Source organism: Burkholderia sp. BCC1047 (assembly GCF_902833155.1).
Lineage (GTDB): Bacteria > Pseudomonadota > Gammaproteobacteria > Burkholderiales > Burkholderiaceae > Burkholderia > Burkholderia sola.
This window is the reverse complement of the sequence record NZ_CADFEH010000012.1, coordinates 169,393-182,939: the sequence shown is the minus strand read 5'-3', so window position 1 is coordinate 182,939 and position 13,547 is coordinate 169,393. Positions and strand designations below refer to the sequence as shown.

At 58.5% G+C, this 13,547-nt stretch carries 11 protein-coding genes; 4 read left to right on the top strand and 7 right to left on the bottom strand.

What is annotated here, in order from left to right; genetic code table 11:
• Nucleotides 1-203: 203 nt before the first annotated feature.
• Genes HWX55_RS15315 through HWX55_RS15305 form a run of 3 tightly spaced genes read left to right on the top strand, consistent with a single transcriptional unit; the run spans nucleotide 204 to nucleotide 4,581 of the window.
• The gene (locus HWX55_RS15315; protein ID WP_175976316.1) at nucleotides 204-2,879 is read left to right on the top strand and encodes a hypothetical protein; all 2,676 of its coding nucleotides are present in this window, start codon (nucleotides 204-206) and stop codon (nucleotides 2,877-2,879) included.
• Nucleotides 2,876-3,358 (top strand): response regulator, encoded by a 483-nt coding sequence (locus HWX55_RS15310; RefSeq protein WP_175976315.1) that lies wholly within the window; start codon nucleotides 2,876-2,878, stop codon nucleotides 3,356-3,358. Before HWX55_RS15315 ends, HWX55_RS15310 begins: the two co-directional genes overlap by 4 nt.
• Nucleotides 3,355-4,581 (top strand): hypothetical protein, encoded by a 1,227-nt coding sequence (locus HWX55_RS15305; RefSeq protein WP_175976314.1) that lies wholly within the window; start codon nucleotides 3,355-3,357, stop codon nucleotides 4,579-4,581. The genes HWX55_RS15310 and HWX55_RS15305 overlap by 4 nt, the downstream gene beginning before the upstream one ends.
• A gap of 121 nt (nucleotides 4,582-4,702) precedes the next feature.
• On the opposite strand, the gene HWX55_RS15300 is transcribed toward HWX55_RS15305, so the two are convergent.
• The 6 genes from HWX55_RS15300 to HWX55_RS15275 form a co-directional block, all read right to left on the bottom strand.
• Nucleotides 4,703-5,218, bottom strand: coding sequence for a hypothetical protein (locus HWX55_RS15300; RefSeq protein WP_175976313.1), 516 nt, complete (start codon nucleotides 5,216-5,218; stop codon nucleotides 4,703-4,705).
• A 363-nt stretch (nucleotides 5,219-5,581) separates the two neighbouring features.
• On the bottom strand, nucleotides 5,582-7,444 hold the full coding sequence (locus HWX55_RS15295; RefSeq protein WP_175976312.1) for a methyl-accepting chemotaxis protein: 1,863 nt from the start codon (nucleotides 7,442-7,444) through the stop codon (nucleotides 5,582-5,584).
• A gap of 172 nt (nucleotides 7,445-7,616) precedes the next feature.
• Nucleotides 7,617-8,288 carry an OmpA family protein gene (locus HWX55_RS15290; protein WP_175976311.1) on the bottom strand — a complete coding sequence of 224 codons (672 nt, stop codon included), beginning with the start codon at nucleotides 8,286-8,288 and terminating at the stop codon, nucleotides 7,617-7,619.
• A gap of 70 nt (nucleotides 8,289-8,358) precedes the next feature.
• The gene (locus HWX55_RS15285) at nucleotides 8,359-9,123 is read right to left on the bottom strand and encodes a flagellar motor protein (RefSeq protein WP_175976310.1); all 765 of its coding nucleotides are present in this window, start codon (nucleotides 9,121-9,123) and stop codon (nucleotides 8,359-8,361) included.
• Nucleotides 9,124-9,136: 13 nt separating this feature from the next.
• Nucleotides 9,137-10,384 (bottom strand): cyclic nucleotide-binding domain-containing protein, encoded by a 1,248-nt coding sequence (locus tag HWX55_RS15280; RefSeq protein ID WP_175976309.1) that lies wholly within the window; start codon nucleotides 10,382-10,384, stop codon nucleotides 9,137-9,139.
• A gap of 238 nt (nucleotides 10,385-10,622) precedes the next feature.
• Nucleotides 10,623-11,285, bottom strand: a complete 663-nt coding sequence (locus tag HWX55_RS15275) for a glutathione S-transferase family protein (RefSeq protein ID WP_050018077.1) — start codon at nucleotides 11,283-11,285, stop codon at nucleotides 10,623-10,625.
• 284 nt (nucleotides 11,286-11,569) lie between these two features.
• Here HWX55_RS15275 and phaZ point away from each other — a divergent pair, with 284 nt between their 5' ends.
• The gene (gene phaZ / locus HWX55_RS15270) at nucleotides 11,570-12,925 is read left to right on the top strand and encodes a polyhydroxyalkanoate depolymerase (RefSeq protein WP_175976308.1); all 1,356 of its coding nucleotides are present in this window, start codon (nucleotides 11,570-11,572) and stop codon (nucleotides 12,923-12,925) included.
• A gap of 106 nt (nucleotides 12,926-13,031) precedes the next feature.
• On the opposite strand, the gene HWX55_RS15265 is transcribed toward phaZ, so the two are convergent.
• Nucleotides 13,032-13,499: a hypothetical protein gene (locus tag HWX55_RS15265; protein ID WP_175976307.1), complete on the bottom strand. Its 468-nt coding sequence runs from the start codon at nucleotides 13,497-13,499 to the stop codon at nucleotides 13,032-13,034.
• Between the last annotated feature and the right edge of the window lie 48 nt (nucleotides 13,500-13,547).

Below are 13,547 nucleotides of genomic sequence, written 5' to 3'. Positions count from 1 at the left end.
GGTTCGTCTCAATGCGCCACGCCAAGCGGCTGATTGAGGAATGGCGTATCGAGTACAACACCGAGCGGCCTCATAGTTCGCTCGGCTATCTGACGCCTGTGCAGTTCGCCCGGGCGCACGACGCGAAGCAGCAGTTTTTAACCTCGGACTCTAACTGCAGTCCGGACTAAAACCGGGGGCAGGTCACTGTCGCACAAGAGATTGTGAAGAACAAGAAATTTCGATCCTTATGGGATGTGCTACTTCGATGTCTGCGCCGGCTACCTGACATCGAAGACTTTCGCGTCAAACAGCTTATTGTGCGGTTAGCCAACGCACAGCTAGATCCTCCTCTTCCAACACGTCAGCGCAATGTCTCGGACCTTCTCTTCGCGGGACGCGTGGCAGCAGCGCGCCGAGCTTATCGCCGACGCCCGAAGTCGTTAAGCGCCATTGATCCATGGGATTTAATCTATGACGGATTGGCTTGCGCACACGGCATAAAGCCTTCTAGTGCTGCTACGCGAATTGACGAGTACTCTGAGCTTATTGGTGCTGTTTTTAGCCGACAGCACGATTTCGCCGAGAGCTACGCGCGGATCGTCAAGCTTTCGCTGAATCTTCGGGGCCTCAGTGCCGCGTCAGGGCTGCTGGAAATGCTTTCCCAGTTGAAACGAAGTAACCCAGATGAAGAGTGGCGACCATGGCTCATATCGCTAAATAGTCCGTCGCGAGGCATCGAAGATCTTGAGCCTTCAGCGGACGGCGTGAGTTCCATGCTTGGTAGCTACGGCCAAGCCGGCAAAACGGAAGCTGCGTGGACCTGCTTGCATAATCCGGACGGTTGGGCTGATGGGCTTAGTAGCCCCGGAGCGGCCATCCTAGCCGCCGTTGGATATCTACGAAAAGGTGCATTTTCGTTTGCTATCAGCACCTTGGCTGCGAGACCTCCGAATTTTCACCGTGCGTTGCGGTCGATCTACGCGCCGGTCTTGCTACACGGGTACTATGCAAACGGGGACAAGCAGAGTGTGGTATCTCTGCTTGCTGCTGAGGGAGCGATCGACGACGGTTACGCAGAGGCTCTTCCAATTGTTAGCAGTATAGGCGCCTTGAAGTGGCCCGACTTTTCTCTTGTCGAAAACCCATTGGCGCCTTCAATCGCATTGCATCAACTGTGGCTTGTGGATGGATCCGATGTCACTGCATCACTGCTCAGGTTCGCTACGGGGCGAGCGTTAAAAAAGCTCGATGTTAGCCGACCTTCTGAATTGATTGAGTTCGAGCGGCAGTTCAATAGGCATGAACTAATATATTTTATGCAGAAGGTATGCATGCCAAACATTCTAGATGTGGCACGCATTCTGAAGGGCTCTCGGGCAATAATGGAAGAGCGTCAAGCCATTTGCGCCTCTCTCCGAATTCTTGACCCCGAGAATTCTAGTCTCTACGAAGACGAGGTGATGTCGATATCAAACCAACTAGCGCTTGACGAAGGGCAGTGGCTGGTTGATCGCACTCGGCTTCATGTCGATACAGATGCATTCACCCGATGGGCGGTAAAGGAACTGGCGGAGGACTTCGCTCGCTATCAGGATTTGCTGGGCATTGACGTGACTGAGGAAGGAGACTTTGACGACGTATTAAGCGAAATTGAGAGCGCGGCATTAGCACCAAACGAACCTCTTTTGGCGCAAGGCGAAGCGGACGCCGTTCTATATACGCTTTTACGTCGAGCCGCTACGGAATTTGCAAATAATCCGATATTCGGCCTTGATTTTTATCTAAGCAAGCGCATCCGGCACCAATCCTTCATAGGTCTGATAAGAGGGCCATTGGAATTTTCTCAGTTGATAACAACGCGAAAATCCGAGTCATCGGAATATCATCGCAATGATTATTGGTTAGAAAAATTCCACGAAAGCAACGATATCGAAAAAAATACTCTCGATGACGCCCTTAAAAAATTTGCCACCAAATTCGATGACGTTCTCCTGACAGCTAAAGAAACGCGTTTTCACGTCCGCTCGCACGAAAAACCCGATGGACTCTTGTCCCTCGATCTACCTGCCCACATGGTGGCGATAGCAAGAACGATTAGCAGGCACGACGCTGGAATATCAGGTTTTGTAGTAACGCTGATTGCACTACTGTGGGCGTCGCTGGAGAAATCACTCGCTAACACACGCCGCTTTATTTCGGAAGATCTAAAAACACAAATAGTGGAAGCGTCCGACGAGTTGAGGGTGGCGGCTCGACGGTGTGTGGAAGGAGATCAGGCGTTCCTAGAACTCGATATGGCGATTGGCAGATGTTCTGCTGAAGTCCAGAGAAAGCTGGATGAAGCCGCCGCCTGGTTCTCTCGGGCGGACCTGAGCGCCCACATGCGTCTGTTTACGCTCGACCAGGTCGTCCGTGTAGCCACGGATTCGGCTCTTCGATGTCAGCGCGCTTTCGAACCTATAATTGAAACCGAGGTTGAAAATAGCGATCACTTGATGATGGCATCGACGCTGATATTTGTTCACGATGTGATTTTTGTCGCGCTAGACAATGCAAGAGCACACTCCGGATTAAAGTCTCCGAAAGTAAAAATCTGCGTCGGCCTAGACATAGTAGGCGGCTCGCTCACCATAAATGTCCAGAGCGAAAGCAAGATGCAAAACCGACATGTTCGCGAGCGAAAGCTCTCGGAGACGAGGAACCTGATAGCGCTCGGGAAAATCGAGCCTAGAACAAGAAAAGAAGGCGAGAGCGGCTTCTTCAAGCTCGCTGCTGTTGTTCGTCAGACAGCTAAAGGGGCCATTGATTTCGGATTTACACCGGACGGGCAGTTTTTCCTGAATATTGTGTACGCTATGTCAATTCGCCAGATCACTCCCGAGTTGGAGCCGGCATGAGACGGCCCCACGTACTCATTGTGGAAGATGAAGCGCCTAAACTTCTCCACATTGAAAGATTCCTCCATAGTGTGGCAAATGATCTGCAAATTGTTGCAGCACGTTCCGTGAACTCGGCATTAGATGAACTTGAAGATATGTTGCCCGATCTCCTGCTACTCGATATGTCGTTGCCGACATTTGACATCGGCGAACGCGAAAATGGTGGTCGGCCACAAGGTTTCGGGGGTATCGAAATTCTCCGATACATGGCCTTGGCCGATTTGAAATGTCCAACCATCGTGATCACCGGCTACGAGGCTTTTCTTCGGGAAACTGGCAAGCACATGGATTTATCACAGATGAGATCTGAACTTATGACTGAGTTTCCGGATTTTTTAAAAGGTGTTTTGCATTACAATTCATCATATGATGAATGGAAAGATTCCCTCTCGACCGTTCTACGGGAAATCAGAATCGATAAGGATGACAAGAATTGAAAATTCTGATTGTTGACGATGAGCCGAGGCGTTATGGGCGATTAATTTCGTCTTTTAAGGATATCGGGATAAATCATGATCAGGTAGATATAGTCCCCAGTGCGTCTGACGCTCGTAACAAGATGGAGGTCGTGAAGTATGATCTGATGATTCTAGACATCATGCTACCAATGTGGCCCCATTCCGACCCAGATGTACAACATTCTCTGAATTTGCTTTTTGACCTACGCGAGGGAGACGACTATCAAAAGCCTGCCACAATCCTGGGCATAACTGCAGATTTGTCGATTGCGGCTGAATCTGCAAGGCAGTTCGAAGACTGGACTTGGCATCTCCTACACTACTCAGCAACTGATGACGAGTGGGTAAGTAAGGCGGTGAATTGTGCGCGATACTTGCTTGAGCAAGGGCGACAGTCGCATCTCACGTCTCCAACATATGGATTGGATCTGGCTATCGTCTGCGCGCTTGAGAAACCTGAGCTCGAACAAGTCCTGAAGCTGCCCTGGAACTGGCAGGCCTCAAGACCAATAGACGATCTGACGTTTGTGCGGGACGGGAGTTTCGAGATCGATGGGAAATCGATTACCGTAGCCGCGGCGTTTGCGCCACGCATGGGCATGGTCTCGACCGCACTCTTGAGCGCCAATGTGATTTCACTTATGCGGCCGAGGATAATCGTTATGTGTGGGATATGCGCCGGAGTGCGTCAGAAGACAGGCATCGGCGATGTATTACTCGCGGATCCGGCATGGGACTTTCAAAGTGGGAAGCACGTCATCGGCAAAGAAGGTCCGCGCTTTGCAGTCGCTCCGCACCATTTACCTGCACCGTCAATTATTCGACGGCATCTCGAGCAGTTGCGTTCGGATTCGACTGCGATGACAAATATTGCTGCAGGATTCGAAGACGCTCCGCGCATTCCTAAAATCCTCATAGGACCAGTCGCGTCAGGCTCTGCGGTTTTAGCTGATGGGCGCGTGATTGAGGAGATCAAGGAGCAACATAGGGACTTGATAGGGGTAGAGATGGAGATTTATGGTCTCTATGCGGCGGCAGCAATTGCGTCGAAGCCGCAGCCGTTGGCGTTTGCATTGAAAGGAGTATGTGATTTCGCGGACCCCACCAAAGCTGACGACGCTCAACGTTACGCCTCTTATGCAAGCGCGCAAGTGCTAAAGCTTCTTATGGAGAGATTCGGTCTGCGTTTGCTTGGAAAGTGACCAACCCTCAACTCACGATTCGATAAAATATGTGATATAGCAACAAATACATCACATGAGTCACCGCCCGAAGCAAACGCAGGCGGTGGCTATGCTATTTTATTTTCCACTTAATATCCCCTCAAAACAAATTTATAAATTTGCTTGTCAGAATATATCGCAATGCGCATGCAAAACCACCAAACCCAAATACTCCAAATATAATATTAAAGCATTTTGAATAACTTAAATTTATATTCCATATGTTTTTGACAGATGAATTATCCACACCATCAATTTGAAAGAGAAAAACAGGATGGGGTTGAGCATTTATGTTTGGCAAGTCGTGCTGGCCGTCGAGAAATCTAAGTGCAGATTCCGCGTTTTTTATGAGCACACGTGTTCGACCATCGAGCTTCCAGAATGTGAAGCTTAGAAGAGAAACCATCGCACTCAGCAATGCCATCCAGTGCTGATGCTCGCCATCTGATTTTGCAATAACAATTGCACCCCCTATCAATGCAGTCTCTAGCGTAATGTAAAACTGAAAACTCTGCATCCGTTGCGCGGAATGAAGTGAAAAGTACGACCACGATTGTGCACGAAATGTTTTCTCTTGATCTTCACTTAAATACGGGGTTGAATTTTTGGGCCGCATTTTAATCTTCTCAAATTACCTATTTCGATATCTGGGCGATCCACAGTTCTTGCAAGGTAGATGAAGCCTGCCCACCTATGCAATTGTACTTGCATCTCCAGGTATTCGCGAAAAATCTGCGAACGCTCTGGCCAGTATGTATCTGAATGACGCACATTTGCGATAACCGAGAAGGAAGCGCGATTAACTGCCGCCGCACTGGAGGCGCAGTATGCACATGTCGGCTTCCCGATCACACGTCGGTGTCTCGGAAAATTACCAACGATCCTCGGTGTCTGGTCGAATGTACCAAGTGGGTCGGATCCAGTCATCCAGACATCGCTTTCACGTAATGCAAATCAATTCCAAACCAAAAACCAACCCTTACTCATCCACCTTAAAAGCCGAAACCAGCTTGGTCAATTCCGCCGCCTGCCGCTTCAAACTCTCCGCGGCCGCCGCGCTTTCTTCGACCAAAGCCGCATTCTGCTGCGTCATCTGATCGAGCGACTGCACCGCATCCCCAATCTGATCGATCCCCGCACTCTGCTCCAGGCTAGCCTCGGCAATCTCGCTCATCATCGCGCTAACGCCCTGCACCTGCGAGACAACATCACTCATCACCTTCCCCGCCTCACTAACGAGCCGCGACCCGGCACCCACCGTCCCCGCGCTATGCTCGATCAGCGATTTAATCTCCTTCGCCGCCTGCGCACTACGCTGCGCCAGATTCCGCACTTCCGAAGCGACAACAGCAAACCCACGCCCCTGCTCCCCCGCCCGCGCCGCTTCCACCGCGGCATTCAACGCCAGAATATTCGTCTGAAACGAAATACTGTCGATCATCACGATGATCTCGGAGATCCGCTGCGACGCGTCGCTGATCTGCTCCATCGTCGTCACGACTTCCCCCACAACCTGCCCGCCACGCGCCGCCGTATCCGCCGCGCCATTGATCATCTTCGCGGCCGTCGTCGCCGTCTCGGTGTTGTTGCGCACCACGGCCGTGATCTCTTCCATTGACGAAGCCGTCCGCTCCAGGTTGCTCGATTGTCCTTCGGTGCGTTCGCTGAGATCCGCATTCCCCGAAGCAATCTGCGCCGACCCGGTCGCAATCGACGCCGAAGCCGCCCGAATCCGATGAACCAGCGTCGATAACGACGACACGAACCGATTGAACGCGTCCGACAGTTGCCCGATCTCGTCCTGGCTCTCCACCGTCATCCGGCGCGTCAAATCGCCCTGACCGCTGGCAATCTCCGACAGCAGCGTAGCAGCCCGACGAATCGGCGCAGCAATCGCGCGCCCCACCAGCCAGATCACGAGCAGCGCAACCCCAAGCCCCACCACCGCCGCGACCAGCGCCGCGCTGCGGATCGCGCGCGTCACCGGCCCGAGCAGTTCGGCCTGCGGCACCTGAACGACCACATACGCATTCAGCTCCGGAATGAACGACGTCGCGATGAAGCGCGCGCCGCCATCACCCTCGTAGCTGAGGTACGCATACGGCTTACCGGCAAGCAACGTCGACGACGCATCGCCCGGCAACCCCGGCTCGTCCTTCAGAAAATGCTTGCCGTCGATCAGCGACGTATCGCGATGCATCATGATCGCGCCGTCGGGTCGCACGAGGTACGCAAACCCGGTCTCGCCGATCCGGTAAGCCGAGATGCCCTTCGCGAGCGCATCGACGGACAAGCTCATGCTCGCCGCGCCGATCGGCACGCCGTCGAGTTCCACGCGGCTGTTGATGAACATCATGTAGCCGCCGACGGTCACCTCGCGATCCATGTTCACGTCGTACGCCTTGCCCGACGACAGGAAGCTGGTCAGCCACTGATCCTTGTCGGTCACCTTCCGCTGCAGGCCGGCTTCGTTGTAGTAGTTGCCGCTCTTCACCGACACCCACTGCACGGACGCGGCCTTCTGCTCGTCCTTCACGTTCTTCGCGAGCTGGATCCAGTTGCGCGTGCCCGCGTCGGGTTCACCGTCGGCTTCCCATTGCAGCAGGAACGCATCGCGCGCCAGAATGCGTGACGCGGCGATCGGTCCGGCCATCTGGCGCTGCACGTCGGCGCGGATGCCGTTGACGGCGGTCGGCAGTTCTTCGTGGACGACGCGCTCCCGCACCGCGTTGCCGATCAAACGAACGCTGAGCCCGCTCGAAATCGCGACGAACACGAGCAGGCAACTCGTCATGCTGAGAATCAGCTTGTTCTGAATGGAAAGCTTGCGCCAGAAATGCATGGGGAACCCTCGATAACCGCTCGGTCTGAGCCAGATCGGGTTATCGGCAGGCGGGCGCAGAATCGCATCGCTGATTTCAGATAGCGATCATTCGAGATTCGTTATGTTGTTAAAGAGCGGGCATATGCGGCCGCCTATATGCACAAGGAACAACACAAATACGAGGCGTTGATCAATACGCAACGAAGATCGTGACGCGCCGATTTCGCGCCCTTGAAGCCGCATCGTCCCCCGCGACGAGCGGTTGCGTATCGGCCCGCCCGATCGCCGCCAGCCGATGCGGCGCGACACCGCGCTCGGTCAGGTAGCGCACCACACTCCCCGCGCGCGCCGACGAAAGCTCCCAGTTCGATTCGTATTTCGCGTTCGCGATTGGCACGCTGTCCGTGTGGCCTTCGACGAGGATGTCGGCGGTTGCATGCGCACTCAATGCCTGCGCGATCTGGTTCAGCACCGGCGACGAATCGGGCAGCAAACGCGCATCGCCGACGTTGAACAGAATCTTCGCGTCGATACCGATCTCGACGCCATGCGTCGCCTTCACCAATGAAATGCGTCCATTCGACTTCAACGAATCAAGCAACGCGAGCCATGGCGGCGCTGGCTCGGACTTGGCGGCATCAACAACAGCAGTCACAGCACCTCCAGCCTGCCGCGCAAGCGTCTGATACCGCGCATCGAGCGCGTTGTATTTCGCGAGCTGCAGCACATACAGCGCGAGAAACAGCACCATCAGCGTCGTGATGAGATCCGCGTACGAAATCAGCCAGCGTCCGGACTGCGCGCCTTCGAGTTCGTGATCGTCGCGATCGGCAGCGGATGCGCCGTCAGTTCGAGCAGTCATGCTGTCGGAAATCCGGGTTCGTCAAACGGTACAGATACAGGCCCAGGCGTAAGCACTAAGCACACGAACATCACGCCAGCGATTCCGCCGCGCGCCCACGCACATCACCGGTCAACCGCGTCTCGATCGTATGCGGCGACTCCTTGCGCGAGATCGCGAGCAAGCCGTCGAGATACAGCTTGCGAAACCGCATCTCGCTATCGATCTGCGCGCGCAGCTTGCCGTACAGCGGCAGGAACACGAGGTTCGCAAACGCGAGCCCGTACAGCGTCGCGACGAACGCCATCGCGATACCCGGCCCGAGCTGCGCCGGCTCCAGAATATGGCTCGTCACCTGCACGAGCCCGAGCACCGAGCCGAGAATGCCGAAGGTCGGCGCATAGCCGCCGGCCTGCTGCCACACGCGCACGGCGGCGAGGCGGCTGCGTTCGTACGCATCGAGTTCGCGCTGCAACGCATCTTCGAGCACCGCGGTCGACACGCCGTTCGCCAGCAGTTCGAGCCCGCGCCGCGCGAACGGATGAATCCCGCTCACGTCCATCGATTCGAACGCGAGCAGCCCGTCGAGCTTCGCGCGGTCGCCCCATTCGAGCAGGTCGGACAGGTTCTTGCGATCGACCTCGCGCGCCCTCACGAACGCGAGCCGCAACTGCTTCACCGCGTCGAAGAAGCGCGCCCACGTGTTCTGGATCATCACCGCGCCGAGCGTGCCGCCGAGCACGATCACGAGCGCCTCGAACTGGAACAGCATCGAGAAATGCCCGCCTTCCAGCGCGAAGCCGAACACGATCGCCGCGCCGCCCAGCACCACACCGACCAGGGTCAACAGATCCATACGCGCCTCCGTATCACGCATCCGACGACAGTGTCGCCGCGACGGACGCCGCACCCGCCGCAGGCGCCTTCGCCGCGCGCACGGCATCCAGCACGCGCTGTTCGATGTCCTCGATCTCGACCGGATCGAGCTTGAGTTCGCGGCGCATCACCCACGACACCTCGTTGCGGCGCGCCTCGGTCATCACGGAAAACAGCTTGTCGGCCACCGCGCGATCGTCGAGGTTCGCGATCAGCTTCGCGAGATCGTACGTATCGAACGCGCTGATCACGTCGAACAGCGTGCGCTGGTCGATCCACACGAGATCCTCGAGCGCGCGCACGTCGCCGCCTCGACGCCCGTTGCGGCGCGAGAAATACGCAACGCCCTTTTGTTCGACGTAGTTGAGCACCTTCGATTTGCGGAACGCGAACACTTCTTCCGCGATCTCGCCGTTCGACAGCTTGTTGAGCAGCAGCGTCTTGTCGACACCGATCAGCGATTCGAGATCGGCCAGTTCGATGAGTTCGAGTTCGCTGTTGATCGACACGTCGAGATCGTGATCGGCAACCTGCTGCGCGCGGTCGATCACGCGGGCGGCGTCGAACGTGACGACCTGGCGCGCATCCGACGACGTCGCGTGATCAGTCGCGCCACCAGCGTCGCCCTGCGCCGCTTCGATCGTGACGAGGTTGAGCTTCTCCATGCGTCGCAGCATCGCGAGCACATGCGGCCGCGAATGGCCCGCAATCGCGCGGCATTTGCGGATCACTTCGGCGAGCGGCACGGACGTCTCGGCCGCATGCGCCTGCATCGCCCGGCGCGCCCACGTGTCGCCCGATTCGCGCGCATCGGCGCCGGCCATCAGCGACAGCACGTGCGCATACGACAGCACGCCCGGCATGAAGTCGGCATGCGTATAGGTCGCGAGTTGGTCGTCCTTGCGCTTCACGCGGCGGATCATCGTTCGCACGATATGACGCAGCAGCGCGGACACGCGCTCGATTTCTTCATCGAGGATGCCGGCCGGCACGACCGTGAGCTGACAGAACGACAGCGCCTTCGCGGTATGCGCTCGCGGTTCGGCGGCGAGCAGCGCCGATTCGCCGAAGAACTCGCCGCGGCCGAGCGTCGCGACGATCACGCGCTTGTCGTCGCAGCGCGTGGACAACTCGACCTTGCCGTCGGTAATGAGGAAGATGACGGGCTCGCCCGCGAAGCCCTCCGAGTAAATGATTTCCCCGGGCGCGGCGGTACGCGTCCACGATTGCTGACGATTCACAAGTCGATCCCCCTGCTGCGCTGGTTATTGCGGACTGCGCGTCGCACGTCTGAAGCACGCGATCGCGAGTCATCCCCGTGACTTGTTTACGTCATCGGGCGCAACGCCCTTTAGGGCATTCGTGCTCGTTTTGAACCGAAATCAAGGTGAAACGTTTGCGAGTTGCGCAGGTCCGTCGATCGTTCGTTTCGTCGCGTGCGTCTGTAGTGAAATTGAAAGCGCGCCGCGATCGCGCGCGTCAGAACTCCATGTCGAGTTCGTCGATGTCTTCGTGCTCGGCCTTCGCCGCGTCGATCCACTCGGCGACGAACGGATGCGCAAGCACGCGCATGCAGTACTCGGCGACATCCGGCTCGAGCTTCACGTCGTAGGTCAAAAAGCGCGTGACGACCGGCGCGTACATCGCATCGGCGATGCCGATCTCCGCGCCGAACAGCCAGGGGCCACCGTACTCGGCCAGGCACTCGCGCCAGATCGTCACGATCCGCTCGATGTCGTGCTGCGCGCGCGACCAGATCCGGAAGCCGGGGAAATGTCCGCGCAGGTTCATCGGCAGCGCGGATCGCAATGCGCTGAAGCCGGAATGCATCTCGCCGCAGATCGACCGGCAATGCGCGCGTGCGTGGCGCTCGTCGGGCAGCAGCCGCGCCTGCGGGCGGATCTCGTTCAGGTACTCGGCAATCGCGAGCGTGTCCCACACCGCGTTGCCGTCGTGCGTCAGGCACGGCACGAGAATCGATGGCGACAGCAGCAGCAGCTCGGCGCGCGACGTGGCATCGATCGGCACGCTGATCGTCTCGAACGCGAGGCCGCTCAGCTTCGCGAGCAACCAGCCGCGCATCGACCACGACGAGTAATTGCGACTGCTGATGGTCAGCGTCGTCCGTGCGTTGGATTCCATATCACTCCCCTGCAGAATATCGTTCGTGCCCCTGCACCGTAAACGGACGCGCCGTCGGACCGCGCACCACGCCGGTGCGGTCCGTACGCCGAACTGACGCAACGTCGCACGGCATCGCCGCACGTGTCGCGCACCCGACCAGCAAGGCAACGCATCGCCTTCGCCCTGCTCACCACGTACCGCGCGCATCGCCGCGCTCCCGAACTGCTGCAACGCGCGTGCCAGCCGCAAGCTGGCATACGGCTTGCCTCGTTCATTGCAATGCGGCGTCACGAGCGAAGGTCATGAATCTGCTTGCCTATCCGTTTTATCAATGGTCTGCGGAATGCCTGCGCCCGGCGCGTGCATGGGCGGCCGCGACGCGCGCAACGATGTCGCTGTGGCCACCGGCGACATCGTCGCCGACGGGCCGCATGGTCGACGCGCTGTGCGAACTGCTCGAATGCTGCGCGTTCTCGCACCGGCGGCCGCCGTTCGGGATCGCATCGGTCGTCGTCGACGGTGAAACGGTGCCGATCGTTGAGGAAGCGGCGGCGGCCACGCCGTTCGCGACGCTGCTGCATTTCCGCAAGGCGCGGCCAGTCGGGCGCCAGCCGCGCGTGCTGATCGTCGCGCCGATGTCCGGGCACTTCGCGACGCTGCTGCGCGGCACGGTGCGCACGATGCTGGCCGATCACGACGTGTACATCACCGACTGGCACAACCCGCGCGACATCCCGCTGACGGCCGGGCGTTTCGGTTTCGACGAATACGTCACGCACGTGATCGACTTCATTCGCCACATCGGCCCGGACGCGCACGTGCTCGCGATCTGCCAGCCGACCGTCGCGTCGCTCGCGGCAGTCGCGCTGATGGCGGCCGGCGGCGATCCCGCTCAGCCGGCGAGCCTCACGCTGATGGCCGGCCCGATCGACTGCCGCGTGAATCCGACGAAGGTCAACGAACTCGCGACGAGCCAGCCGATCGAGTGGTTCGCGCACAACCTGATCAGCGTGGTGCCGACGGGCTTCGTCGGCGCGCAGCGATGCGTGTATCCGGGCTTCGTGCAGGTCGGCGCGTTCATGTCGATGAACCCGGACCGGCATGCGGCGTCGTTCGCCGATCTGTACTACGAACGCGCGAAAGGCGACCCCGCGAAAGCCGATACGTTGCGGCATTTCTACGACGAATATTTCGCGACGGCCGATCTCACCGCGGAGTTCTATCTGGAAACGGTCGAGAAGGTGTTCCAGCAGTACGCGCTCGCGCGCGGCGAACTGACGGTGGGCGACAGGCTCGTCGAACCGGCGGCGATTCATCGCACCGCGCTGTTGACGGTCGAAGGCGAGAAGGACGATATCTGCGCGGTAGGCCAGACGGTGGCCGCGCAGGAACTGTGTTCGGGATTACCGTCGTACCTGAAGACGCACCATGTCCAGACGGGCGTGGGGCACTACGGCGTGTTCAACGGCAGCCGCTGGGAAACGCAGATCTATCCGATCGTGCGGGCGACGATCCACGACAACGAGCCGTACGATCGCACCGCGGATGCGGAAGGTGACACGAGCGGCACCCATTACGTCACGCTGCGCGCGCTGCTCGATGCGCGCACGGCCGGGATCGATGCGGCGACCGAAGCGCAATCGGATCACGCGCACTGAACGCGGGTAGCGACACAGTGAATCGCCCCGCCGGAAAGGCGGGGCGACGTTTGCTGCAGTATCCGGACGACGCGCGAGCGGACCACTCACGCGCCGGGCCGGCTCGCTACGAGCAAGCCTTGCCGTGCGACGCGTGGTAGCCCTTCGCCTTCGCGTCGGCTTCCGACATGTAGCTGCCGTGCTTCGTCTTGCCGTAGTACTTGTCGGTCGCGCAGTGATAGACCTTCGACGCGTCGTTCGCCCACACCTTGCCCGCGCCGCCGCCCGGCGCGGCGGCCGCGGTCGTCGCGGCGGCGCTCTTCGCGGGGTCGGTGGCCGATGCCGGCGCAGCGGAAGCCGCCGTTGCCGGCGCGGCGGCCGGTGCGCTCGCCGCGGCAGCGGCCGATGCGCCGTACCACGTCTTCACGCCCTTGTGGCCGGCACACGCGCCCTTCTTCGATGCGCCCGAGTAGAACGAGCCGTCCTTGCACAGCCCGGTCGTGCCAGCCGGCGCGCTGGCCGGCACCTGCGCGAACGCACCGATCGACACACCCATGCCGGCGACCAGCGCGGCGATCAACATTGTTTTTTTCATGGTCCTCTCCTGATTTGCCTGAATGATGAAAGCGTCCGGGATATCCCC

Bases quoted from the DNA above. Each gene is read 5' to 3' on its own strand.
- HWX55_RS15310 (WP_175976315.1), top strand. From the start codon at position 2,876: ATGAGACGGCCCCACGTACTCATTGTGGAAGATGAAGCGCCTAAACTT.
- HWX55_RS15265 (WP_175976307.1), bottom strand. From the start codon at position 13,499: ATGAAAAAAACAATGTTGATCGCCGCGCTGGTCGCCGGCATGGGTGTG.
- HWX55_RS15285 (WP_175976310.1), bottom strand. From the start codon at position 9,123: ATGGATCTGTTGACCCTGGTCGGTGTGGTGCTGGGCGGCGCGGCGATC.
- HWX55_RS15275 (WP_050018077.1), bottom strand. From the start codon at position 11,285: ATGGAATCCAACGCACGGACGACGCTGACCATCAGCAGTCGCAATTAC.
- HWX55_RS15295 (WP_175976312.1), bottom strand. From the start codon at position 7,444: ATGCATTTCTGGCGCAAGCTTTCCATTCAGAACAAGCTGATTCTCAGC.
- HWX55_RS15300 (WP_175976313.1), bottom strand. From the start codon at position 5,218: ATGCGGCCCAAAAATTCAACCCCGTATTTAAGTGAAGATCAAGAGAAA.
- phaZ (WP_175976308.1), top strand. From the start codon at position 11,570: ATGAATCTGCTTGCCTATCCGTTTTATCAATGGTCTGCGGAATGCCTG.
- HWX55_RS15290 (WP_175976311.1), bottom strand. From the start codon at position 8,288: ATGACTGCTCGAACTGACGGCGCATCCGCTGCCGATCGCGACGATCAC.